This is a genomic window from Paenibacillus sp. BGI2013 (assembly GCF_002843485.1).
GTDB lineage: Bacteria > Bacillota > Bacilli > Paenibacillales > Paenibacillaceae > Paenibacillus > Paenibacillus amylolyticus.
The window spans coordinates 89,148-114,794 of the sequence record NZ_PJFA01000004.1 but is presented as its reverse complement, the minus strand read 5'-3'; the positions used below and the strand labels follow the sequence as shown (position 1 = coordinate 114,794).

Sequence of the window (25,647 nt, the reverse complement as noted above, 5' to 3'; positions counted from 1 at the left end):
ACCTCCTTTTAACCGAAATGGACTCCCGATTGTAAAATGCAATTGGCATAGGGTGTGGCTTCACCTGTGCGGATGACCGCTTTCACCTGCCGAGTTAATGCTTTGAATTGTTCATGGCTGACGGAAGCATCAATTGCTTCTACCCCGAATTTCTCTGTGATGAATTGCATAGCTACGGGATTGCCTTCGCAAATCTCTTCAGCCACAATGACTTTCTCAATGACCATATCTTCAGCGATCGCTTCCACCACTTCGCAAAAACTTGGTGTTCCCAGTTTAAGGGCCAGATCAATTTTGAGTACCCCGTCCGGTACCGGCAGACCTGCATCCGCAATCGCAATCATGTCCGTATGGCCCAGATCAGACAAAATCTTGGAAATGTGACTATTCAACATGCCATTTCTTTTCATTACAAGCTCTCCTCTACTTCATCACGCGTCGGCATGCCGCCCTGCGCTCCGAACTTGGTGACGGACAACGATGCAGCCCGATTGGCGAAGCGTATACTCTCTTGCAACGCTTTTCCTTCAGCCAAAGCAACTGCAAATGCGGCGTTGAACGTATCCCCTGCCCCCGTAGTATCAACAGCCTCAACTTTATAAGTTGGGACTAGAATTTCGTCAGTGCCATCAAAGTACCGTACACCTTTACTGCCCTCCGTGATGAACAATTTGTTAGGATACTGACGTAATGCCTGTGCCGGACTCATGCCCTGAAACAAAATCTCAGCTTCATGCTCGTTCGGTGTGATATATGCAGCGTTGTCGATCACTTCTTGCGGCAATGTTCTCGCCGGAGCGGGATTAAGCAGCAGCGGTGTTCCGAATTCTGCACACAATGCACTCACATGCACAACCGTTTCCTCCGGAATTTCCTGCTGAATTAATACGATATCTGCGTTTCGAATTACTTCAGCTGCCTCATCGACATATGCAGGAGTGACTTCCCGATTCGCCGCTTCAACCACTACGATACTATTATCACCTTCTGCCAGAATGATATGAGCCGTACCACTTTCTAAATGTGTAACCGGTTTCACATTTTGCGTATTTACAGCATTTGCTCTAAAGTTCTCTACAATATCTTTGCCAAAAGCATCGTCGCCTACCCGGCCGATCATCGCAACCTCGGCACCCAGTCGTGCAGCGGCAACAGCCTGATTGGCTCCTTTGCCACCAGGAACTGTTTTGAAGCTATCGCCAAGAACGGTTTCCCCCGCTCCCGGCCGTCTTGACGAAGTAACAACCAGATCCATTGAACTGCTTCCAATTACACATATTTTAGCCATCTGATCTCACCTTTCTCGTAGTGCCCCGTTCGATGAAACTTACGGGCAACTGTATGTTTTTATTCTCTATTGCAGCTTGTTCCACAAGCTGGATAAGTAATCCCGCCGCTTCTCTTCCCATCTCGTATGCTGGCTGACGGATGGTGGACAATGCCGGCGATAACAGGCTGCTCATCGGAATATCATCGAAACCAATCACTTGTACGTCATCAGGAACCTTTCTTCCGATTCGTGATGCCTCATGCAGTACTGCCATGGCTGCGATGTCATTGCTGGCAATGACCCCATCTGTGTCCGCATATTTCCTGAATAATTCTTCAGCCCATACACCTGCCTCGTTAATTGAAAATGAGGTCGTCTGGATCACCCGATAGTCTAAGCCAGCATCACGGATGATTTCAATCGTCCCTTCAAAACGATCCTGAGCGGGTCTGATCTGTGAAGGTCCCTGCATAACTGTGATCCGGCGACTGCCGCGTTTGATAATCTCCCTTGCAGCTAGTCTTCCACCTTCCCTGCCATCCGCATACACGGATGGACGATCCAGTGAAGTTCTGTCCAGAAACACAACGGGAATCTTCAGTTTTTCATATATCGAAGAATGAGGGTAGTTCGTTGAAGAGATCACACCAACCACGTTGTTCTGGATAAACGTCTGGATGTAATCCTGCTCCTTTTGTTCATCCTCGTCACTATTTCCAAATATCAGTCTGTAATCTTGCTCCTGCATCCGGTCCTCTACGCCGCGGGCTAACTGCGGGAAGTAAGGGTTCGTAATATCCGGCAACAACAGGCCAATCAGTTTGGACTTGCGTTTATATAATGAGCGGGCCACTTCATTTGGTGAAAAGTTAAGCGCCTTAACTGCATCTTCCACTTTTTTGCGTGTGTCCGCATGAACATAACCTCTATCATTAATGACCCTGGATACGGTGGCTACAGATACGCCAGCCAGTTGAGCTACGTCTTTAATTGTTGTCATAAGTTGCTCTCCTCTATGTGTAACCGGTTACAGACATTAAATTATCATATTATTTTCAATTTGACAAGCGTTTTCATTCTGGAAATTTCTCCAAGTATACATAAAGTGCACTAGAATTCATCTATATCATGGTTTCTTCCTGCCAGGGAGATTGATACTTCATAGATGTAAAGAGCCATCACTCGATTAAAAATCAGAGTGATGGCACCCGGATCAACATAAGAATCAGTAATCTCCTGAACTTAATTAGCCTTTAATTTAACAAATTAGATAGTAACATTTTCGAATAAATCAATTCATAGCGTTTATTTTATAACTCCCCGTAAACTTCATCTGTAACTGGTTCCAACCATTCTGGTGTACCTGCAGTGATCGCAATGTGTTCAAACCAACTATCTTTAGCGGCCCCATGCCAGTGTTTCACACCATCATGAGTCACAATAACATCGCCGACTTTGAGGAATTGAGCAGGTTTTCCTTCTTCCTGATACCAACCTTCCCCACCAGTCACTAACAACAGCTGAAATCCACCGCGATGGATATGCCAGTTATTTCTGCATCCCGGTTCAAACGTTACATTCCCAACACCCACATTCACTTTGGGATCAGCAACCAAGGATTGGAGATAACTTTGCCCTATGAAATATTGGGAAAATGCTTCGTTTTTTTCTCCTACCGGGAATATCACTCCATCTTTAACTTCTTCATGTTTAGCCATTTCATTTCCTCCAGTGTGATCTTATTGATTAATGCGTCCTGCCCCTATGTTGACCTAAATATGATTACACACATACGTGCGATATCGCACATTTGTGTATAATATAAAATAATTGCACAGCCTCTGCAAGGATCAAATGAACTCGATCTGTGCCTTATGGCGCACGGAGACAACATTTGTGCAATTACTCTTTGGAAAGAATGGTGATTACTATCGTTTCTGTCACAGATCGAAGAATACTTAAGTCTCAGGAAGCGATCAAATCTGCTTTTATCAAACTCATGAACGAGAAACCTTTTGATACCATTACGATGCAAGATATCTCTGATCATGCAAATGTCGGCCGCAGAACGATATACCATCACTATTCGGACAAATTTGACTTGCTGGATAAATTAATCGAAGAGCATATCGATGAACTAAGAAGATTGTGCAAGGAAGCATCCGATCTGGATTTTATAGAAAGCAATGTACTTTGGTTCGAATATTTTGAAGTTCACTATTCATTTTTCTCGGCTATGTTACTGAGTAAAGGAGCCCCTTTTTTCCGCAATCGCTTCCTGGCTCTTGTCATTGAAGAACTGGAAGATGAGGTGAATGTAACGGAGGGGAAAAATAAAGGACTAACAAAAGAAGTGATTCTCACGTTCTTTGGTACAGCAATCGTGGGTATCGTAGAATTTTATTTCACGAATGGATTACCCCGGCACCCTCACATTGTCGCAGAACAAGTTGGGATTTTATTAGAAAGGAATCTATAACATAGACTCCTCATGAACCGTTCCTTCTTTTAATCAGACCAATTGAAGAGCGGTTTATTAATTATCATTACAAAGATTAGCGATATGTGATATGGTCATTGAGGATGTTAATAGATTCATACATACATATGTACATGAAATGTGAGGAGAAGATCGAAAGTGATAGAGAGAAATACCCTTGAGAAACCGAGTAAATTTAGTGATCCCATTTTTGTCATGCTCGTGGCAAGCCTTTGTTGCTTGTTATGGGGAAGTGCGTACCCATCCATCAAACTTGGATATATCGCGTTTAACATTCTACCGGAAGATATTGCTTCCAAGTATGTATTTGCCGGATACCGATTTACACTGGCGGGCTTGCTGCTCTTGCTCCTGTCTCGTATCGTTAGAAAACAGAAGCTCCAATTGTCCAAGCCGCAGTGGACTAGCCTCATCATGCTAGGTATATTGCAAACGGGTTTGCAATATATGTTTTTCTACGTCGGCGTAGCCAATACAACGGGTGTCAAAGGCTCTATTATGAACGCTACTACAACCTTTTTCAGTGTTGTTCTGGCCCATTTCATCTATAAAAACGACAAATTAAGCAGAAATAAAATCGTTGGTTGCTTGCTTGGATTCGTTGGCGTAATCATCGTAAACTTCCATACGGATCTGCTTGCTTTTTCCTTTTCATTCACAGGCGAAGGCTTCGTTATTATAGCGGCACTTGTTTTTTCCGTTACGGCCCTTTACGCAAAACGTCTCACCGCCACCATCGATGTTCTGATCATAACAGGTGTCAGCTTATTCGTCGGGGGACTGGTACTTACGCTGTTAGGTCTATCACTCGGCGGTCGGGTCACCCATTTCACCCTGGAATCCACCAGTAACTTAATCTACCTGGCTTTGCTGTCATCCGTTGCATTTTGTCTATGGAATATGCTTCTCAAGTACAACAAGGTCGGAAGAGTGTCTGTCTATAACTTCCTAATCCCTGTATTTGGAGCTTTATTATCAGCGTTATTCCTGGGGGAAACGATCTTGGAACTGAAAAATCTGGTCGCATTACTGTTCGTGTCAGTCGGCATTTATTTAGTCAATCGTGTACGTTCTGTGCAGAGCTCTAATAACACTCCAATGAAATAGACTACGCGTCCACTTCCATGGATAACAAAAAAAGCCGCTAATCAGCGGCTTTTTTTGTAAGTACGTATATGAATACGTTCAGTTTTCGCTATGTTATACCTTAATATATATTCGTAAAGTCAATTAAGTCTTCTTCTTCCAAATAATTAAAAACTATAGTGTGCTTACCCAGCTCATATTCCATCTCATAACCACCCACAACTTCATTATAATATTCCGAGGTGGGTTTTCCCATCCATCGTTTCACATTCCATGGTGAGAGATACTGCTTTTCATTGTACAGCTGGATAACCGCAATACGTGATTTATTGGTAAGCTCGTGCATGTATGAATCAAACCCGACGCCGAATTTAGAATAATAATAGTACGCTCCCCATTCCCCGTTTGAACGAGAATTGGGTTTCCCCAGCTTTTTTTGCGCATTTTGAAGCGTCGTACCAATCTTGATGTCCGTCCGGCCTGGCAACACACCCTTTAAAGCAGCTTCCTTTAGGCTTTTCAGGTAAGCGCGATCGCCAACACCCGAGTTCGGCCAAGCTTCTGAACGAAGGTTACGTGTATCTGCCAACCGCATTTCCAATTTATTTACATTCAACTTAAACGTATCAACCCCATAGACGAATTGAAGATTGTTGTAATTTTTGAACTGCACTCGGGCACCTGAAAGAGTACGGATTCCATCATCTCTGCTTGCAGAGTAGGAATCGTCGATTTTTTTTCCCTTATTATCGACATATGTTACACGGCGCAATTCCCCGGAACGAACAATATACGTTTTCACCTCATTGAAATTAGAAGTTCCCCAATCGGTGATCATCAGCATGTCTGGTGTACTAGCCTCTTTACTCTTCACAACAAAGTTCCAGGTTTGAGGCAAAATAATCGTATTCAGATCCAGTTTTGCTGCCTGAACAGTTCCGTATGCTGCACCTTTTTTAAGCAAGGCTGCACGATACGTGCCTGAATAACTCTTGTCGCCTTTATTATTGTTGGTCCAACCATTTTCTTCGGTTAGTGTACTCTTCTGTTCATCATAAGCAAAAATATAAACGGTGTAAGCCGTTTGTTTGGCATCACGAAGCGTAAATGAAAGCCGGCTCATACTTTCGAGCTGTTTGGCGGAGATTTGCTCTCCTTTGGCAGCGGCATTAGGTGGTAGCAGAAGCAATGCGCTCAGAACATAGGCGATTAAGGTAAGTAAGGCCAGAGAAGCCCATTTTGCATTGTGTTTAGGGTGTATCATCGATGACTCTCCTTTGAGTAAAAAAATAAAATCTAACAGCTTTTTCTAATTATGAATCGTTCACAATCTCAACATTCAAACAGGTACTTGCTAGCGTGTAATCTTGATCAAACTATGTAATGAATTTAAGTTCATGTTCAATAAGCATATCCTCCTACTAGTACTATTTTCCTAAGAATGATAACATACCCTTTCTAATAAAGAAATAACAATCTAATTAATAGATTTCGATCCATATAACATAAAAAAGCCGCTATTTAGCGGCTCTTCAAGTAACTTCGAATACGATATGATTTATAGACAGGAGTAAACCACATTACGTAAGCGTCGTTGAACGTATGGTTCCTGACTGTTAAGCAGGTGCTGTGCATACATGACTGTAAGCTCTGAATCCGGATCAATAATAGCCATACAACCAGCAGCACCACTCCATCCAAATTCACCAATTGGACTCAGTGAGCCGCTTGCTGCTTTGGAGATATGTGTGCGAACACCCAGTCCATAGCCGTATCCATACATATGATCCCAGGAATAATCAGCACGAGTCATCTCGTTCAGGTGGTCCGTTCGCATCAGTTCCACTGAAGCTTGTGACAGAATGCGCACGCCTTCGGGACTCGTACCATGCCCAGTAAGCGCGTTCAGAAAACGTGCATAATCGCTAACGGTTGATAGTAACCCTGCACCGCCGCTTTCCAGCTCCGTACCCACACGGAATCCATTGCCGTCCAAACGTACAGCCTTTTCAAGCTCATCATTGTAAGCATACTGTGGAATCAGACGTGTCTGCTGCTCATCGTTCAGATTAAACGTTGTATCGTTCATGCCAAGGGGTCCGGTGATTTCGTCCCGCAGATACGTACCAAAGCGTTTGCCACTTACCACTTCCACCAAGGCTCCTAGCACATCATGGCACATGCTGTAATTCCAGTGTGTCCCTGGTTCAAACAGCAACGGTTCTTTCGCAAGCGCTCTCGCGAAGTCACGTGTTGGCAATGTTCCATCGGTGCTTTTTACAGCTTCTTGAATGCTTGGACAACCAACGTCATACGAGAACCCAGCAGTCATGGTGAACAAATCACGTACTGTAATGGCTCTTGTCGCCTTTTCCAGTCGGATCTCCCCGTTCGGCATCGTTTTCTTAACCGTCATCTCAGCGTACTCTGGCAGATAATCAGATAAGGGATCGCTTAACAGCATTGCCCCTTTCTCCACCAGTTGCAATCCTACCACGCAGGTCATAATTTTGGTCATGGAATATAGATTGAAGATCGCTCCATCACCGATAGGTGTTTTCTCTTCCAGATTGGCGTATCCATTACGATAATGGAAAACGGTATCATTTCGATGCATCACCAGCACCTCTGCCCACGGTATACGCCAGGATGTAATGCGGTCGATAAATGAAGCAAGCGGTTTAAAGTCCATTTTTTCCCGTCCTTCTATGTAAAATCGTTTATCATTTTGCGATGTGGTACACGTTCACTCCCACAATCGACATATTATTAATATACGACCTTTTACAACGATTGACTACCACCTATATGGCCTCAACCATCCATTTATTGACCGCCGAATTTGTATTTCATTTCGTTCATGATTTGGCAGGAAGTGTGAGATAACGTTAATCAGAAACAGTTTGAACTCCTCAATGTCTGACATCCAATCAACATCGATATTCAATTATGCAAAAAAGCCGCTATGTTCGCGGCTTACAATGAGTTCGTTTCACAGCTCGGAACCGTATGAAGTATCACTACTACTGTACTTCTGCTCTTGCCGTGGAGACAAAGGTCATCAATTCTTCTACGGGTGTGCGAGGACGAGGTTTGGGAACCTTGTTTGTATCAAAATACCCCAGATGAAGTGTGCCAACAATTCTCTCCCCTGGTCTCACACCGGTCTTGAAGTAGAAATCAGGATCAAAATTATATTCATTCGTCTTCCACACTACGCCGATATCCTGCTCCCATGCCAGGAGTTGAATATTTTGAATAAGGGCAGCACTAGCCCCCACAGCATCTTCCCATACCCGTTGTCTCGGATCAGCCTCAATCACAACCAGCAGATGGGCTTGGATAGATTCGCAATAGTCCTTTTGCAGCTTCTCTGTCCAGCGCTCCCGCTCATCTTTGGAAAACGTATTTAGCACCGCATCAGCGAATTGCTTCCGACCTTCTTCTACAAATAAAATGAAGCGCCAAGGCTCTTTACGGGAATGCACAGGTGCCCACACGGCAGCTTCGAGCAAGTGCATGATCGTTTCTTTCGCCAGCGCTTTGCCATTGAACTGACGAATGGTTCTTCGTTCACGAATAACCTTTTCCATTACAGACGTTTCCATATGCATTAATCCTCCTGTCTAGTTTCCTTATTTATTGGGTAAGGAAATTTACCGCTTCGTCGATAATCTTGGTCTGTCCGATGGGTCCTCCGGGACCCTGGAACCACAAACCGTAGTCAACGATGTAGACATTGTTGTTTTTAACAGCATTCAGGCTCTTCCACACTGCTGTTTTTTGCAATTCTGTCGTTTCATTCTCGTCTGATGACAACAGGAAAATATGATCCGGGTTAATCGATGGTAACGACTCCATGGAGATTACTTTCATTGAATCTGTCGGGTCAGGTATGGATACAGGAGGTGTCAAGCCTAGATCGTCGTACAGAACCTCGTAGTTTCTTTTACTGTAATAACGCACTTCTTTATCGGATAAACGCAGGAACATCACGGTCTCGTCTCCGATGGATTGCTTGATTTTCTCACGGGCTTCTGCAGCCTTCTTTTCGTATTCTTCAATGACCTGTTTGGCCTGATCCGTCTTCCCTAACATATCTCCCATATGTAACAGGCTTGTCTTCATACGAATAATATCTTGCTCGTCCTGCAGCTTCTCTGCCAGCAAGGTAGGCGCAATTTTGCTGAGGCTGTCATAGGCGTCACTCATGAAATCCTGTCCGATAATCAGGTCTGGCTCTGCCGCCAATATGCTTTCGTAGTTGGGATCAACCTGCCAGCCCAGATTTTCTTTTCCTTGTAGTTGATCGGACAGGTAGGTAGGAAACTGATCACTCCCCTCCTCATTACTGGATGCTGCCTGGGGTACAATACCGAGTGCTAACAAATAGTCAGTTGCAGCCGGGAACAACGAAATAATATGCTGAGGATCACCTTTGATGACAGTTTCTCCCCAAGGATGTTTAACAACACGCTCCTGTACTGCTGATTCGGTGGATTGCGCGACTTCGGTGGTTGGAGCATTGTTACCGCTTGTTCCATTACTGCTTGTTGCCGGACTGCCCTGAGAAGGGGAACAGGCTGATATTAATAATGTAAGGCTGAGCATCAAAAGCAATGCAACGGGTTTTCTCGATCTCATAGATGTAAGTGATTCTCCTTTTGAGTTGTATTGATAATAATTATCATCATCAATAGGATCATAACCGCGATGCATAGGACTGACAATGGACAATTCTGATTCATGGATAGCATTATTCTGACCGGTTGGCAGGGCGATACATTTTTGTTTGAACCGACCTGGTGAAAGGCCAACATACTTTTTAAATAAACGATTAAAATAGATCACATCCGGAATGCCGATTGCCTCGGCAATCTTCTGAAGAGATGCATCTGTGTGCAACAGCAGCTCCTTGGCTTTGTAAATCCGTATCCGAGTTAAATAGGTAATCAGACTGCTGCCTGTCTCTTTCTTGAACGTTCTCGACAGATGCCCTGCACTGCAATCCAGAAGTTCTGCGAGCGGATCGACCATAACGGGCAACATGTAGTTCTCTTGAAGATAACGAACGGCTTGAGCTACCAGATCGGGCTTGGCAGTCTCAATTCCTTGTGCACTTAACTGCCTCATTAATTCATTAATAAATTGATAAAATAACGTCTTTACCTGAAATTTCGAGAACGCATCCGTCCGTTCCCAATGTTGCTCTATTCTTTGGACTTTATCATATAAGTCAATGGGATAGCTTGGGGCGAAAGCATATTGCACATGAAACGGGAAATGTTGCCTGAGCAGAGCTTGATTCTCACGAGTATTGGATAACGACAAATTAGCGCGATAAAACATCAAATAAAATTCGAATGAATCCTCGTTCAGGGAGATATTCATCCATACCCCCTTGCCTCCATGTAAGACTTGCATCTGATCGATCGCGTACATCGTGTCATCCAGCGTAATCGTTGCATTGCCGCGAACTGTATATATAAAACCGCTAATTGGAAATCGATAGGCATGGATGGGTTCGCCAGCGCGCACGACGACGTGACGCACTTCCCATATTTTAATTGAGGCCAGATTCCATAACTTCACATGCTCTTCTACGTGCATCTCTTCCTTCACCTTCCACAACCCATTAAGTTAGCAAAACATCAGCAAAATCAGCGGATATTTTCACTTTTCTCCATTCTATCGATAATCATTCTCAACTACAACATATATCTTCCTATTCGATAAAATGCTACGCACGAATAAGCCGATCCATGAAAGGATCGGCTTATGTTGTAACGTTTTAGACTTCGCCGCGTCTGTTCTCAACCGATTTCATACGGTTTTGGTCATCTGGTACCCGGTCAACACTGAACTCTTGACCAGCTTCAACCTCACCATGACCTGAAATATTTCGGGAAAAATTAGTGAACTGTCTTTTTTGCTCATCCAGTTCATGTTTTTGCTTCAAAAGCTCTTGCGGGTCCTGCTTTGTCACTATGCTAACCTCCCATACATACTTGAAGTCATGCAATTTAATTCGTACTACAGAAGTTTTCCATAAGAGAGCTGTACTTATGCATGAATATAGATGAGATGGATATCGTTCCGTTGTTAGTACAGCTAATTTATCCAGTTAAGAGACTAGTTTCAATCCCACAATACTGACGATAATCCCACTAACGATAGCCAATTTCTTTGCATTTTTGGGCTCTTTGAATACATACATCCCTAATAGTACACTGCCCGATGCCCCAATACCTGTCCAGATTCCATAACCAATGCTGATTGGTATCTCTCTCAAAGACAGGGAAAGAAAAATGAAACTTAATCCCAGAAACATAGCGAACATCAATGTATGTTTCAATTTGGTAAATCCATCTGAAAGTTTCAGAAATATTACACCGCCAACTTCAAATAAACCAGCTAAGATCAAGAAAAACCAACTCATATTCTATACACCTGCCTTTGGTTTAGGTTCATTGGATACAAATTTCAGACCGATGATGCAACTGATTAATATCATGACCAGCACGATTTTGATTGCACTTACGGAGTCCCCCAAAAAAATCATTCCCACAATTGCGGTTCCAAATGAACCAAGTCCGGTAAACACCGCATAAGCCGTTGATACAGGAAGTACTTTAGTGGATTTTGCAAAGAAGTAGAAGCTGCCAATCATTAAAATAACCGTGGGGATTACGATCTCGATTTTCGAAAAACCATCGGAGAATGACAAACCTAATGCCCAACCCACCTCTAAAATCCCTCCAAGAATAAGGAATAACCACGCCATAAAACATTCTCCTCTTCTGCATTCATGTTGTTGTTTTGTAATCAACATTCCATTTAATAATGATAGTATTTTATATCATTTGATATAATAATAAACCACCTTTATTTTAATTGCAAATTTAAATATTCGTATCAAACTAATAAGAAAATCCGCCTGTTAAAACTCCAAGTTACGCTGTGAACATACAAAAAAAGCCAACCAGAAGTTCCTGGTTGACCAACTACGTATAAGTTAATTTTGTTTTTCGGAATCAGTGAATATCTTTCTTTTTGAAATTACCACCTCTGACTTCAGCTACATCGTATACGACTACAAAAGCAGTTGGGTCAATTTCGTGAATGATATCTTTAATTTTACTCTCTTCCATCCGGTTAATGACACAAGTAATTTCCTTGAATTGCTCATTAGAGTAGCCACCGTAAGCCTCGGTATACGTTGCTCCACGGCCTAAACGGTCCCGAATGGTTTCAACCATAATCTCAGGTTGATTCGTAATAATTTTAAACGTTTTGGAGCCGCTCAAGCCCTCTTCAACAATATGTATTACTTTAGAAGCAATAAAATACGCAAGTCCTGACAAGATCGCGCCTTGCAGACCAAACACGGTAGAAACGACAATAAATACAAACATGTTGAGGAACAGGATGAGATCACTGGTCCCAAAAGGTACTTTTCGCGAAAGGAGTACAGCCAGCATATCTATGCCATCCAATGCACCGCCATTACGTAATGCAAGTCCCATACCAAAACCGATGATAATCCCGCCGACAACCGTAACAAGCAAGGTATCACCTTCAATGATGGTTGGTATATGGTGCATCAGACTGGTGCTGATTGCGAGTGAAGCAATACCGATGATCGAATATAACGCAAAGCTTTTTCCGATTTGCTTGTACCCGAGCCACACAAATGGAATGTTAATAATCCCGATGAGCATCCCCAGTGGTAATCCGAACAGCTGTGATCCTACGATACTCAGACCTGTGACACCACCATCTGAGACATTATTCGGGATCAATATGGCTTCCAGGCCATATGCCGTTATAAATCCCCCTATGATAATCAATAATACTTTGGAGAGGATCTTTAACTTGTTTGACTTTTGTTTTCTGTTTTGATGCATTGCATTTCCCCCTTGATGAACAACCGATAAAAAACAGTCTATAATAAAAATCACTGTTTTGGCAATAGATCGTCATTTGTGTGTGTTAGTTCATTGTCCGATGAGCGTTCGATACGACGAAATTTTATGCTCAAGCATCTCATCTGCTGTGTTAAGTATGTGCATCTGTTTTTGAATCGACTCTTTATGCTCCTCCAGCAGCTTTAAACGATCCACCGCCGTATGCTCCCCTTCCTGAAACAAGGACGCATATTTCTTAATAATAGCAATGGGCATTTGAGTCTCTTTTAATTTGATCACAAATTGCAGCCACTTCAGGTGTGACTCGTTGTATCGCCTGTCTCCACTGGCATCTCGGAGAGGAGTTACAATCTGTTCCTTCTCATAATAACGCAACGTATGTGCACTGATATGGAGTAATTCTGCCACTTCACCAATGGTATGCATGGTTAACCTCCCCTCCATTTTCCCGCTTGACTTAGAGTAAGCTCTAATCAGTATAATCAACTCGTGGTCACATCACAATAAAAAATGAAATCAGATCCAGGAGGAATTTTCATGAAATATACAGTGATTACCGGTGCCAGTTCAGGCATTGGATATGAAGCGGCTTTAGCTTTTGCAGCTCGTGGCAAAAATATAATCCTGGCAGCACGCAGAACCGATGAATTGGACAAATTAAAAGCAAAAGTAACTGAAATCAATCCTGATTTGGATGTTGTCATTCGTACAGTGGATCTGTCTATTGCCGCTAATGTGCATGAATTCTATGAAAGTCTTAAGGCTTCTTCCATTGAGACTTGGATTAACAACGCCGGATTCGGGAATTTCGCTTCCGTTGGCGAACAACACCTGCCAAAGATTGAGCAGATGCTTCATCTTAATATAGAAGCTCTTACGATTCTTTCTTCCCTGTATGTACGTGATTATGCAAATGTTGATGGCACACAGATCATTAATATCTCCTCTGGGGGTGGATATACGATTGTAGCCGATGCAGTAACCTACTGCGCAACCAAGTTCTATGTTAGTGCCTTTACGGAAGGACTTGCGCAAGAGTTAAAAGGCAAGAACGCAGCGATGCAGGCCAAGGTGCTAGCTCCGGCTGCAACCGAGACGGAATTTGCGAAACATTCCTTTAATGTAGATGAGTTTGAATATGAAGGCAGGGTTCCCAAGTTCCATACAGCGGAACAAATGGCTGGATTTTTGCTGGAGTTGTATGACAGTGAGAGTGTAGTGGGCATTGTGGATGGGTTAACATATGACTTTGAACTAAGAGAACCGATCTTTCCATACGCTGCGAGAGCAGCCTCGAAACCACAAAATTAACCCGAAAACTGAAGTCGAAGCTAAGTCGGCTCAATACCGGTAAACATTCATCTAACCTCACTGATAAACATCATTAAATGTAATCGTTAAACTTCAGTTAACGTTAAAAAGGGAACCTGTCTCCAGGTTCCCTTCTTTGTATTTATTTTCAATTCTATATTAATACTTACTATATAATGAAGTAATTATGCCAGCCTCATTTTGAAATCCTGATATCCGAATTCGCGAACAACTTCGCAATCGCCGTCTTTTCTTTTGACTGCAATCGCTGGAAGCGGCATGCCGTTGAACGTATTGGTTTTCACCATGGAGTAAATCGCCATGTCCTCGAATACCAGACGGTCGCCTTCTTGCAAAGGCTGGTCGAATGAATAATCCCCAATTACGTCACCAGATAGACAGGTTTGTCCACCTAAGCGATACAGATGAGCCTTCTCGCCCACTTCTCCCGAACCGATCAGCGGCGGGCGATATGGCATTTCCAGCACATCCGGCATATGGCATGTAGCTGAAGTATCCAGAATGGCAATGTCCATACCGTTCTTATGGAAGTCCAGCACAGAAGTCACCAGATAACCCGCGTTCAGCGCAACAGCTTCTCCCGGCTCCAGATATACTTCCAGGCCATAGTCGTTCTGCATACGCTTGATGCATGCTTCCAGTCTTGGAATATCATAATCTTCACGTGTGATATGGTGTCCACCACCGAAGTTGATCCATTCCATTTGTGGCAACCATTGTCCGAACTTCTCGACCACTGCATTCAGCGTAGTCTCCAGATCATCGGAGTTTTGCTGACACAGTGTGTGGAAGTGCAGTCCGGAGACGCCTTCCAACAGGTCTGCATCGAAATCCTCCAGTTTTGCGCCAAAACGCGAACCTGGAGAACACGGATCGTAGATCTCATGTCCTTCTTGGGTAGAGCATTCAGGGTTGACGCGCAAGCCGACCTTACGGCCAGCTTGAAGCGCCTTATCCTTGAATTTTGCAAGCTGTGAAAATGAGTTGAAAATAATGTGGTCGCAGATGGAGAGAATCTCGTCGATCTCTTCTGCGCGGTATGCTGGAGCAAAGACATGATTCTCTTTGCCCATTTCCTCATGGCCCAGACGCGCTTCATACAAACCGCTTGCCGTTGCACCGCTCAGGTATTCTCCAATCAGCGGATACATCGCAGTCATGGAGAATGCTTTTTGAGCCAGCACGATTTTGGCACCTGTACGCTGCATAACACCGTTCAGGATTTTCAGGTTTTTCTCAATAAGCGCCTCGTCAACAACAAAACATGGTGTCGGTAATTGCTCGAACCGCATTTTAGCGAACAAGCTCCGATTCTTTAACTTCTTCTGGCAGCTCATCAACGAGTACCGGGTTGAAGTCTTCTACCCATGGGAGGCCCCATTTGTTCAACTCTTCCATGAATGGATCTGGGTTGAACTCTTCTACATTATATACGCCTGGTTTGTTCCATTTGCCTGTCATGACCATTGCTGCACCGATCATAGCTGGAACGCCTGTTGTGTACGAGATTGCTTGGGAACCAACTTCTTTGTAGCACTCTTGGTGATCACAGATATTGTATACATAATATGTTTTGTCTTGACCATCTTTTTTGCCTTTGAAAATACAACCGATGTTTGTTTTACCCACAGTACGTGGTCCAAGGGATGCTGGATCCGGCAGTACTGCTTTCAGGAATTGCAGTGGAATAATTTGTTTACCTTCATATTCAATAGGCTCGATTGAAGTCATGCCTACATTTTCAAGAGCTTTCAAGTGAGTCAGGTAGCTTTGACCAAATGTCATGAAGAAACGGATACGTTTCAGACCTGGCATGTTTTTTGCCAAAGATTCCAATTCCTCATGGTACAACAGGTACATGTCTTTCTCGCCAACTTCTTTGAAGTCGTAGACACGTTTGATTTCCATCGGTTTTGTTTCGATCCATTCACCATTCTCCCAGTATCTTCCGTTCGCAGATACTTCGCGAATGTTGATCTCAGGGTTGAAGTTGGTTGCGAACGGATAGCCATGGTCGCCGCCATTGCAGTCCAGAATGTCGATGTACTCAATTTCGTCAAAGTAGTGCTTCAGGGCATAAGCGGAGAATACACCAGTCACGCCTGGGTCAAATCCACTTCCGAGCAATGCAGTGATGCCTGCTTGTTCAAAACGCTCTTTGTAATCCCATTGCCAGCTGTATTCAAACTTCGCTGTATCATGTGGCTCATAGTTCGCTGTGTCCATGTAATTTGTTTTAGTTGCAAGACAAGCATCCATGATTGTCAGATCTTGATACGGCAAAGCAAGGTTCATAACGATATCAGGTTTAACTTCGTTGATCAGAGCGATCAGTTCGTCAACATTGTCAGCATCTACTTGTGCTGTTGTAATTTTTGTTTTTCCGCCGTCCAGCTTGGCTTTGAGTTCATCACATTTGGATTTTGTACGACTCGCGATGCAGATTTCCTCAAAAACTTCGCTGTTTTGAACGCATTTGTGTACTGCCACGGAAGCAACGCCGCCGGCGCCGATGATTAGTGCTTTTCCCATTTTACATTCTCCTATCCCAATATGTATTTTTTTTAATTGGTTTAATACGGTGACAACAAGACAACAAAAAAAGCAAGGTGAAAAATGCTCGCAATCGCGCATCATCACACTTGCTTATCGATATACATCATAAAAAAGACGTGAAGTCTCCATGACCAAAAAAGTTCACAAGAACTCCTTTGGCGGAAAGCTCCTTCATGTATATCAATATTGGATCAGAGTCTATATAGCAAATAATTCGCCTTTACCACTCTTATTGACCGTTTCACAAGTTGATGTGCAATTGCACTGGTTGTAAAGTAACCAACTTATAAAATTTGAGCTTTGAACTCAATCAATAAAGCAACGTAAGTTGCCAATCGGCGTTTGACCCGGCTGTCCGTATGGCCTTAACTTCCTGGTGAAGTGGTCAAAATTATCTGCTGGAAAGCTCTAATTCATATTGATAAATTAACTTCCCAAAATCACAGGTCTTACACTATCAGACGTTGAAAAAAAAATCAAGCAATTATCAAAAAAATAATTTTTTTTCCGGATAACGACTAGGAATGAAATTGATATCCTTCGAATAATTTCAAGCCTTCTGCGCTCAGTAATTCCCCCACTACTTCAGGTTTTTGAGGACTTTTCTCAAATACTTCTTCACACGAGATCATGATGTTGCCACCAGCAATTTCCGCTAATTGATCATGAGCCGAATGGTTCGTTTCCTTCTTTGCGAGCTTGCAGAGCAATCTCAATGGCTTTATGCATGAATTGTTCATCTTTATTCATAAGGTTTACCTCTACAACAAAATTTATGTACTCAATTTTATGTTTTTGCTTTAAGCATGTTCACTCCATGAAATGCTTCTTGTTCATCCCATTCTATCATCTATACAAATAAAGAGTATGACGAAAATTCGTCATACTCCAATGGGTTACACTAAGTTTATCTATTAAAATTTTACGGGCAATGCTGCCAATCCCTGTGATGACAAAGCAGAGTGCCAATGAATCTCTTCCTGAGGAATACTGAGCTGAATATCCGGTAGCCGACGTAAAAGCGTAGTAAACGCCACGTCCCCTTCTACACGAGCAAGTGGAGCGCCAAGACACATATGGATGCCGTGTCCAAAGGCCAAATGCCGTTTTATTTTGCGTTCAATATCCAATTCTTCTGGATCAGTGAATTGCTGTTCGTCCCGATTCGCTGATTTCAGGAGGGGAATCACAACATCTCCCTTTTGAATCAATTGTCCATCCAGCTCCGTGTCCTGTGTTGCATAACGAGGACCTGAGGAAGTCGCGGGTCCGTTATATCGTAGCAACTCCTCCACCGCAGAAGGAACCAGGTTCAGATCTTGTTTCAGTTGTTCCAGTTGTTCGGGATGGGTCAGAAGAAGATAAGAACCAGTTGCAATCAGATTGGAAGTTGTCTCATGTCCGGCAAATATCAATAACGTGATCATGGATATTAATTCATCTTCATTCAGTCGATCCCCCTCTTCCTCAATCGCAATCAATTGACTGATGAGGTCATCTGAAGGTTCTACTCGTTTGTTCGCCACAAGTTGTGAGGTGTACTCTGCGAATGATCGCAAGTGCTGCGCTACGGCAGGGTCCTGTTTACCAAAACCAAGACCTTTTGCAATGGCTTCAGACCATACATGAATCTGAGGTCGGTCTTCCTGAGGTATACCCAACATTTCGGAAATAACGTTTATTGGGAAAGGATAGGCATAGTCTTTTACAAGATCCATCTCTCCCTTTCCTTCGATTTGGTCAATCAACTCATCGGCAATTTCCTGGACGCGTGGACGCAGGCTTTCCATATATCTTGGCGTGAACGCTTTGGAAACCAGGCTACGCAATCTTCGGTGATCCGGTTCATCAACAAAGAGCATCGACTTTCCGGTAAAAAAAGTCTGGGGTTCCGATGAACCAAGCTCACCTGAGAGATTCTTTCGAATATCATTGCCACTATCAATAGAGTTCATATCTACCGTAAATCGAGAGTGATCTTTCAGCACTTCCATGGCAACGTCCATCCGAGTTACAATCCAGGTTTGCCCTGCTCCACCCATTGGATTAGGAATAGGGACAACGGAGCCTTTGGAACGCATCTGTGCAAACATGGCAAATGGATCTTTACTATTTTCTTCGCTAAACAAATTAAATTCTGCTTTTTCTGATGTCTGGTTATTCGAGTTATTCATATTAATCTTCCTTTCGAAGTGAAGTTATTCAAATCTATGGAAATATATGTTCATTTCGATTATATACTACTCGTATATTTAATTTCAAATATCATTGTTTAAAAAGCAAAAAGTAACTGTTATAACAACAATTAATTAATATACTAATAGTATATTAATTAATAACTAGAAGCATAAAAAAGCAAAAAAAGAGGTCGGCTACGAGCCAACCCCCATATTAATTACGATGCTTCACCAGTTCCAAATACCACCAACAGGCTTCGGTCAGTCTATTGGCTTCAGATTGAAACGCACTGGATTTGTACTCTTTGTGAAACGCTTGAAGCACCACTTCGATTACAGGAATATTTAAATCCTCTTGATCCTGTAATAGCGCTAAAAGCCCCTTCGAAAGTTGCTTCAATGATGCAGATTCCTTGGATTTTTGAACACGGTTGTTGAACTCATCAAATTCGATCAATACATTATCGATGTCCAGACCCATATCATGGTTACGCTCATCGGCATTCAGGAAATAGAGAGACTGAAAGTCGAAAATATGTTCATTTCTCTGATGCATTGTTCTTAGGATCACTTCAATGTACGTTAATACTTTGGGAACCACTTCGCTCCATACCGGTTTTTGCGTATTTAGACTTCTTGATGTGTTGGCAATCTGATGTAATATGCCGTAGCACAATATGGCCCCTTCGTTGGCATATAAGCTAATATCGTTCCCGTAAACCTGAATCAAGCGTGTGGACAGCCATTTTAGGTGAACTGTAGCCAGTTTGGCTGAGTTGATCTCCCCGGAATAAAAACCCGTCCAATATAATTCCCATACTCGCTCTTTATTAGGTACAGACATAGGAATCGCAATCTGATCTACAAGCAGGTCATAATCCGATGTATAGTGATTTTGTTCAAGCTCTTTGCGAATGAAAACATCCTCTTGCATACGCTGATCAATAATAGAATATAAACAGTCTTCTTTTGAACTGAAGAATTTGTAGAATGTGCCTTTGGATACACCCGATTGATCCAAGATCATCTGGATTGTTGTATTTGCATAGCTGTGCTCTAAAAATAGTGCAAGTGCTGTTTCCAATAAACTTTGTTTACGACTACTCATATCTCGTTATCGCCCCAAGTTTTTCTATTGATTTTAACATTCATTCCTCAGGAGTTGAAGCATTGATTCGCAGTATAGCTGTCATATAAAATAATTGCACAATGAGTAAATTTGCACAATGAGCAACTTGTTTGTTATGATAAACCTCACAAAGTGCATATTCAGTAAGTGTGCTCTTCTTAAAAGAATTAAACCATAGTCATTGGTATTGGAGGTGAACGCATAAGCGGAGAATAATGATCAAACGAAACTTGCGACATTTGAAGAAAGAAGCAACTGAAAAAGCACTTGCTAGTGCTGCATTTGAACTTACCCTTGAACATGGGCTTGATGGCTTTACGGTCGAAGATATCGTGCATCAGGTGGGTTGTTCCCGCAGAACATTTGCAAACTACTTCACATGTAAGGAAGAGGCAGTAGCCAGAGGCGCAATATCCGTTCAGAATACAACGGAACTCGAAGAGTTGCTCACCGAATTGCCCGACAACGTCTCCTTGCTTGACGTACTGTATAACCTGATCAAGATGCAGCTTACAACAGAACTAATAGGAAGACTTCATCAGCTACTATCGCTATCCCAGACCTATCCCGTGCTTGAACCGCATTACCTTGGAGCCATGCACCGGATGCAGACGCAGGCACAAGATACCTTATTAGACTTATCTAACGGGAAGTATGACGAGATCTATACTTATCTTTTGATCAACGCACTATATGGAACAATACTGCCATTAATTGATGGAAGACTCAATGTGTTACTGCCCGGACAAGTCATTACTGAAGATACCAAGCCCGGTGTTTTAACATTCGATCAATTTTTGGAAACCACGTTTAATCATTTACGGGCAGGATTTGAACATGCCAACCATCCACATTCATCATAGAGGAGTGTAAAATAGAGAAATGTCTACATTATTATACAGAGTGGGGAAAACCGCTTTTAGCAAACCTGCCTATTTCATCATTGGCTGGGTTTTAATTCTGGGAATTGTCATCTCCATGATCAGCATCAATGGTATTCACATCAGTTCCGAAATGAAGATTGAAGGCACAGAGTCACAGAAGGTTCTGGATCAATTGGCAAAAGAACTGCCTGCCGCCTCCGGCGGTCAAGGAAGTGTTGTCTTCAAAGCTCCAGACAACGAGCGTTTGGATACGCCTGAACGTTTGGCGGCCATGATGAAAGGTGTTAATGAAGTTTACGGATTAGACAAAGTCATTAACCCTGCGGACTATGCAGCTGAAGCGGGTAATTCGGGTGCTCAGGCGGAAATGGTTCAGAATGCTCAGGCTACTGATATGGCGCAATCCGCAACAACCACGCCTCCTCCCTATGGACCTTTGATGGTGGATGGTGTTCCTGTACCTGGCATGCTGATCTCTTCGGACGGCAGCATTGCACTGTTCCAGTTCCAATTTACAATTGAACAGTCTGCCATAACACAGGATGTATTTGATTCCGTTATTCAGTCCGTTATGACGGTAGAGCAAGGAACCAATATTAAGGTGTTGCCGGGCGAAACTCTCAAAACGGTATCGATTGGAGTCGGCTCGGCAGAGATTGTTGGACTGGTCATTGCTGTCATTGTATTGCTGATCACCCTTGGCTCCGTTGTTGCAGCAGGTCTGCCTCTGATCACTGCACTCCTAGGAGTTGCCATTGGAGTTGGTGGTGCGTTCTCCATCTCCAAATTCATCGAAATGCCTAGTGTCACTTCCGTTCTAGCTCTAATGGTTGGATTGGCTGTTGGAATCGACTATGCGCTCTTCATTGTTAATCGCCAGCGTCGAATGATCATTGATCAAGGCTTGAGCGCAAAAGAAGCAACGGCCAGAGCCATTGGTACATCGGGTAGCGCAGTATTTTTTGCCGGATTAACCGTCATTATTGCACTGTGCGGTATGCTTGTCATCGGTCTCACATTCTTGTCTACGATGGCTTTAGTCGCAGCTGCCACCGTGCTCATCAACGTATTTGTTGCTTTAACCCTGTTGCCGGCTTTACTGGGATTGGTAGGAGAACGCATCTGTTCCGCCAAAGCTCGTGAGAAAAGCGCGAAACATCCTAAAGCCACTAACCACGGAGTCGCGAACAGATGGGTGAAATTCGTTATCAAAAATCGTTGGGCTACCATTATCGCCATCATCGTCATTCTTGGTTTTGCCGCGACGCCGATCACCAAAATGGAAATGGGTATCCCCGGCGCTTCCTCAGCGAATCTGGATACAACTGCAAGACAAAGTTATGATGCCATCTCCGAAGGCTTCGGAGAAGGATTCAACGGACCCCTTATTCTGGTCGCAGAGCCTAATCAGTCTTCCGCAAAAGTTACACCGGAACTCTTGGGTGGTCTGGTGATGGAACTTCAAGGTCAGAATAACGTTGCACAAGTCACACCGCTTGGGATGACAGAAGATTTAGCTATTTTCAGTCTCATTCCAAAAACGGGTCCTAACGATAATCTCACTAAAACACTGGTCACTGATCTGCGCTCGGCTGATTCCGGCATCGCACAGACCTATGATGTGAAACTCGGAGTTACTGGACTCACAGCTGTTAACATCGATATGTCCGCCAAACTGGCGCAGGTGTTCCCTATTTATGTAGGCATTATTATCCTGTTGTCACTGATCATTCTGTTACTCGTATTCCGTTCGATCATCGTTCCCATCAAAGCAACAATTGGCTTCCTGCTTAGTATCCTGGCTACATTCGGGATCACCACTGCTGTATTCCAATGGGGCTGGCTGCATTCGCTCTTTGGTTTCGATACCGGCGGCCCGTTGCTGAGCTTTATGCCGATCATCGTAACAGGTATCCTGTATGGCCTGGCGATGGACTATCAAGTCTTCCTTGTGAGCTCCATGCGGGAATCCTATGTGCATGGTCATCGCGGGACCGAATCCGTTGTTCATGGGTACAATCAGGTAAGTCGCGTGGTTGTTGCCGCAGCAGTGATTATGGTCTCTGTATTTGCAGGATTTATATTCACTGACGATGTCATGATCAAGCAGATTGGTTTCACTTTGGCGGTAGGCATTCTGATTGATGCTTTTATCATCCGTATGGGCTTGGTCCCTGCCATCATGGCTATTTTCGGAGACAAAGCTTGGGCACTTCCAAAATGGCTGGATCGCATTCTACCAAACCTGGATGTTGAAGGCGAGAAGCTGATTGCTTCCCTGAATGCTGAAGAGCATGCCAACACGAAGTCTGGATCAAAATAATTCTGCCAATAGAACGGCGATACCATGATTACTATTACGACTGCATTAACCAATACAAAGACCTCCTCTGTTTTTATAAACAGGAGGTCTTTTTTTCTTTTTCACATTTTATGCGGTGATGTCTTCAATATGGATAGTATAGCGTGGGGATTTAGCAGCATTAACAAACGCCGCAAATAACTTCTGACTATAGTCATCTACTTTGTAGCTGTACTCTGGATGCCACTGCACAGCCAAAACAAACGAGCGGTTTGGCATGACCACGGATTCAACGAGTCCATCTTCAGCGACGGCCACAGCAGTTAACTTATCCGATAACATCTTGATTCCCTGATGGTGGTAGCTGTTCACTTTTATCGTATCAGTTTGCAAGATATCACGAAGCAAATTATTTTCCTCAATATGTACATCATGTACAAGATTCGTATACGGCGGACTTTGCTTATGATTAACGATCTTGTTCCCATGAAGTTGAAGGCTAGTGGGAATGTCTTGATATAAAGTTCCACCCAACATAACGTTAAATAGCTGCAGTCCACGGCATATGCCAAAGGTAGGTTTATCAAGCTCAATTACCTTTTGTAATAATATCGACTCCATCATATCGCGTTCAATACACAACTCTCCACAGGTAACCTCTGCATGCTCATGATACAGCTCAGGATTGAGATCATGTCCCCCGGTGAACAGGAACCCATCGAACTGATTAGCCAGCGTTGCTATGATCTCGATATCCGTTGTCAAAGGTAGCATAAGTGGAATCCCACCTGCTCCTTCTATGGCGTTCATATAATCTGGAAGCATCCAGTAACTTTTTTTGTCTGTATCATACAAAGGCAGAACACCGATCATCGGCTTTTTCATGGCATTACCTCCAAGCTTTTCATTCATTTTATCAGATCTCTTCATATATAAATTCACTGAATTATTGCATTATCCTACCTCTATCATCTACGAACCCGTTACATCCGGAATGCTGGAAAACTAAAAAAACAAACAAAGCCGTATAACAGCGACTTTGTTTGTAGTTCATATACCATATACACGCATTCATGCGTTTAGTCTAGACAGCATCTCATCTAAGCTGCTTTTACAGTGGTTGCTTCGTCTGAATTCACTTGGATGGAACGCTGACATATCAGGGTAACGACAAAAGCCAGCAAGGCAAGCATCACAGCAACTGAAGGCACCCACTGGAGACCACCCATATTAACGGCAATTCCCCCGACACCAGAGCCTAGCGCTATACCCACATTGGCCGCCACAGGCAGGAGTGTAGATGCAAATGCTTTGGACCCCGGCGCGATCGATCCTGACACATCAAACAAATATAACTGGGATGCCGCGCTCATGGAGGATGACAGACATCCAATCAGGAACAGAAACGCCAAGCCCATCCACACATTAGAAACGGTAAAACTCATGCCAAGGAACAGGATGGCTTGGATGACGAAAAGTCGCTTGAGCTTGGGCAGGAAGTCATCCTTGGCTATTTTGGCACCAATCCAGTTACTCAGTATGCTGCAGGCGCCATAGATCAGGAGTATGGCACTAATCCATTGTACTGGCACACCCATCGTCTCACTCAGGAGTGGCGTAATGTACGTAAAAACGACGAAAATACAGCTGTTTCCCAGTACAGGGATCAGACAGGCCAGCAATATCCGTGGTTTTAAAAAGAGAGACATCTGATCACTGAACGAACCTGCAATCGTTGTTGTTTGGCGTGGCAGAATACGGAACATGAACACCAGCGGCACAACACCTATGCATGCCGTAACAACAAACGTCATGGACCAACTCAGATGTTGTCCGATAAAAGTACCGAGCGGAACACCTAGCACATTAGCGATTGAAAATCCGCCCAGAATCCAGGCGATAGCTTCCCCTCTTCGCTCCCGGTTTACTGCGTCGCTTACGATCGAGATCGAAAGCGATATCGTAAGTCCACAAGCAACGGCCGACACGATGCGAATGGCCATCAGAGAAGAGAATGTTGTTGAGAACACGGTCAATAGATTTAATGCTAACACGATTGCAAATCCGATCAATATGGAACTTCTTCTGGATATTTTGGCCAAGAAAGCCACAGCAAATGGTGTACCCACTGCGTATGCAATCGCAAAACCGGAGACAAGCATACCCGCGGCAGCAAGTGATATTTTCATATAACTTTCAATTTCCTTCAACACACCCACAATGACATACTCGGTTGTTCCCAGTACAAAGCTAACAAGCGTAAGCGTTAAAATAAGTAGGTTCTCTCTATTTCTAGTCATAAATCAATACTCACTAATCCTTTCTATTGTTGCAAGCGCTTCAATTCTGTCTACGATCATTAATTCATGTATTTTCTGCTTTCCCATCCCTTCACTTTCGATATATAGTACATTTTGGATAGTGAAATTGTACTGTCAGATATACCATGGCGACAATCAAGGTTGTTGTGGTTTTATTGCAAA

24 protein-coding genes are annotated in these 25,647 nt (G+C 43.4%); 5 read left to right on the top strand and 19 right to left on the bottom strand.

All coding sequences use genetic code 11. From position 1 onward, the window contains the following. Positions 1-8 precede the first annotated feature (8 nt). The 4 genes from rbsD to CXK86_RS11575 all read right to left on the bottom strand — a co-directional run bounded on the left by rbsD (position 9) and on the right by CXK86_RS11575 (position 2,988). A complete protein-coding gene (gene rbsD, locus CXK86_RS11590; protein WP_101313743.1) occupies positions 9-410 on the bottom strand; it encodes a D-ribose pyranase in 402 nt (133 codons plus the stop codon). Beyond that, positions 410-1,288 (bottom strand): ribokinase, encoded by an 879-nt coding sequence (gene rbsK, locus CXK86_RS11585; RefSeq protein WP_101313742.1) that lies wholly within the window; start codon positions 1,286-1,288, stop codon positions 410-412. Before rbsK ends, rbsD begins: the two co-directional genes overlap by 1 nt. Then, the gene (locus CXK86_RS11580; protein WP_101313741.1) at positions 1,281-2,270 is read right to left on the bottom strand and encodes a LacI family DNA-binding transcriptional regulator; all 990 of its coding nucleotides are present in this window, start codon (positions 2,268-2,270) and stop codon (positions 1,281-1,283) included. Before CXK86_RS11580 ends, rbsK begins: the two co-directional genes overlap by 8 nt. A gap of 310 nt (positions 2,271-2,580) precedes the next feature. After that, a complete protein-coding gene (locus CXK86_RS11575) occupies positions 2,581-2,988 on the bottom strand; it encodes a cupin domain-containing protein (protein ID WP_036615986.1) in 408 nt (135 codons plus the stop codon). Positions 2,989-3,269: 281 nt separating this feature from the next. On the opposite strand from CXK86_RS11575, the gene CXK86_RS11570 reads away from it, so the two are divergent. Beyond that, positions 3,270-3,749, top strand: a complete 480-nt coding sequence (locus tag CXK86_RS11570; protein ID WP_373888061.1) for a TetR/AcrR family transcriptional regulator — start codon at positions 3,270-3,272, stop codon at positions 3,747-3,749. Between the two features lie 159 nt (positions 3,750-3,908). Then, positions 3,909-4,877 (top strand): DMT family transporter, encoded by a 969-nt coding sequence (locus CXK86_RS11565; RefSeq protein WP_101313739.1) that lies wholly within the window; start codon positions 3,909-3,911, stop codon positions 4,875-4,877. Positions 4,878-4,977: 100 nt separating this feature from the next. Here CXK86_RS11565 and CXK86_RS11560 read toward each other — a convergent pair whose 3' ends face one another. From CXK86_RS11560 to CXK86_RS11520, 9 genes are all read right to left on the bottom strand, one after another. Further along, entirely contained in the window at positions 4,978-6,120 is a 1,143-nt protein-coding gene (locus CXK86_RS11560; RefSeq protein ID WP_101313738.1) for a DUF4309 domain-containing protein, read from the bottom strand. Between the two features lie 294 nt (positions 6,121-6,414). Continuing rightward, complete coding sequence (locus CXK86_RS11555) at positions 6,415-7,548, bottom strand: serine hydrolase domain-containing protein (RefSeq protein WP_101313737.1); 1,134 nt, start codon at positions 7,546-7,548, stop codon at positions 6,415-6,417. A 331-nt stretch (positions 7,549-7,879) separates the two neighbouring features. Beyond that, on the bottom strand, positions 7,880-8,464 hold the full coding sequence (locus CXK86_RS11550; protein ID WP_101313736.1) for a nitroreductase family protein: 585 nt from the start codon (positions 8,462-8,464) through the stop codon (positions 7,880-7,882). A gap of 31 nt (positions 8,465-8,495) precedes the next feature. After that, positions 8,496-10,466: an AraC family transcriptional regulator gene (locus CXK86_RS11545; RefSeq protein ID WP_101313735.1), complete on the bottom strand. Its 1,971-nt coding sequence runs from the start codon at positions 10,464-10,466 to the stop codon at positions 8,496-8,498. A 181-nt stretch (positions 10,467-10,647) separates the two neighbouring features. Beyond that, positions 10,648-10,842: a hypothetical protein gene (locus CXK86_RS11540; protein ID WP_017688524.1), complete on the bottom strand. Its 195-nt coding sequence runs from the start codon at positions 10,840-10,842 to the stop codon at positions 10,648-10,650. Positions 10,843-10,980: 138 nt separating this feature from the next. After that, positions 10,981-11,295: a DMT family transporter gene (locus tag CXK86_RS11535; protein WP_100526216.1), complete on the bottom strand. Its 315-nt coding sequence runs from the start codon at positions 11,293-11,295 to the stop codon at positions 10,981-10,983. A 3-nt stretch (positions 11,296-11,298) separates the two neighbouring features. Then, positions 11,299-11,640, bottom strand: a complete 342-nt coding sequence (locus CXK86_RS11530; protein WP_076327622.1) for a DMT family transporter — start codon at positions 11,638-11,640, stop codon at positions 11,299-11,301. A gap of 250 nt (positions 11,641-11,890) precedes the next feature. Next, complete coding sequence (locus CXK86_RS11525; RefSeq protein ID WP_017688526.1) at positions 11,891-12,763, bottom strand: YitT family protein; 873 nt, start codon at positions 12,761-12,763, stop codon at positions 11,891-11,893. Between the two features lie 90 nt (positions 12,764-12,853). Continuing rightward, positions 12,854-13,210: a MerR family transcriptional regulator gene (locus CXK86_RS11520; RefSeq protein WP_101313734.1), complete on the bottom strand. Its 357-nt coding sequence runs from the start codon at positions 13,208-13,210 to the stop codon at positions 12,854-12,856. Between the two features lie 111 nt (positions 13,211-13,321). Here CXK86_RS11520 and CXK86_RS11515 point away from each other — a divergent pair, with 111 nt between their 5' ends. Continuing rightward, entirely contained in the window at positions 13,322-14,095 is a 774-nt protein-coding gene (locus CXK86_RS11515) for an SDR family NAD(P)-dependent oxidoreductase (protein ID WP_101313733.1), read from the top strand. 185 nt (positions 14,096-14,280) lie between these two features. Here CXK86_RS11515 and nspC read toward each other — a convergent pair whose 3' ends face one another. The 4 genes from nspC to CXK86_RS11490 form a co-directional block, all read right to left on the bottom strand. Next, positions 14,281-15,408 carry a carboxynorspermidine decarboxylase gene (gene nspC / locus CXK86_RS11510; RefSeq protein WP_062834375.1) on the bottom strand — a complete coding sequence of 376 codons (1,128 nt, stop codon included), beginning with the start codon at positions 15,406-15,408 and terminating at the stop codon, positions 14,281-14,283. Between the two features lies 1 nt (position 15,409). Next, on the bottom strand, positions 15,410-16,648 hold the full coding sequence (locus CXK86_RS11505; protein ID WP_017688530.1) for a saccharopine dehydrogenase family protein: 1,239 nt from the start codon (positions 16,646-16,648) through the stop codon (positions 15,410-15,412). 938 nt (positions 16,649-17,586) lie between these two features. Next, entirely contained in the window at positions 17,587-18,846 is a 1,260-nt protein-coding gene (locus CXK86_RS11495; protein ID WP_101313732.1) for a cytochrome P450 family protein, read from the bottom strand. A 217-nt stretch (positions 18,847-19,063) separates the two neighbouring features. Then, on the bottom strand, positions 19,064-19,957 hold the full coding sequence (locus CXK86_RS11490) for a TetR/AcrR family transcriptional regulator (RefSeq protein WP_101313731.1): 894 nt from the start codon (positions 19,955-19,957) through the stop codon (positions 19,064-19,066). Between the two features lie 236 nt (positions 19,958-20,193). On the opposite strand from CXK86_RS11490, the gene CXK86_RS11485 reads away from it, so the two are divergent. Continuing rightward, positions 20,194-20,841, top strand: a complete 648-nt coding sequence (locus tag CXK86_RS11485; RefSeq protein ID WP_076253018.1) for a TetR/AcrR family transcriptional regulator — start codon at positions 20,194-20,196, stop codon at positions 20,839-20,841. Positions 20,842-20,860: 19 nt separating this feature from the next. Next, the gene (locus tag CXK86_RS11480) at positions 20,861-23,185 is read left to right on the top strand and encodes an MMPL family transporter (RefSeq protein ID WP_101313730.1); all 2,325 of its coding nucleotides are present in this window, start codon (positions 20,861-20,863) and stop codon (positions 23,183-23,185) included. Between the two features lie 108 nt (positions 23,186-23,293). Here CXK86_RS11480 and CXK86_RS11475 read toward each other — a convergent pair whose 3' ends face one another. Both CXK86_RS11475 and CXK86_RS11470 read right to left on the bottom strand, forming a co-directional pair. Further along, the gene (locus CXK86_RS11475; protein ID WP_101313865.1) at positions 23,294-24,049 is read right to left on the bottom strand and encodes a gamma-glutamyl-gamma-aminobutyrate hydrolase family protein; all 756 of its coding nucleotides are present in this window, start codon (positions 24,047-24,049) and stop codon (positions 23,294-23,296) included. Positions 24,050-24,264: 215 nt separating this feature from the next. Next, the gene (locus CXK86_RS11470; RefSeq protein ID WP_101313729.1) at positions 24,265-25,464 is read right to left on the bottom strand and encodes an MFS transporter; all 1,200 of its coding nucleotides are present in this window, start codon (positions 25,462-25,464) and stop codon (positions 24,265-24,267) included. Positions 25,465-25,647: the final 183 nt, after the last annotated feature.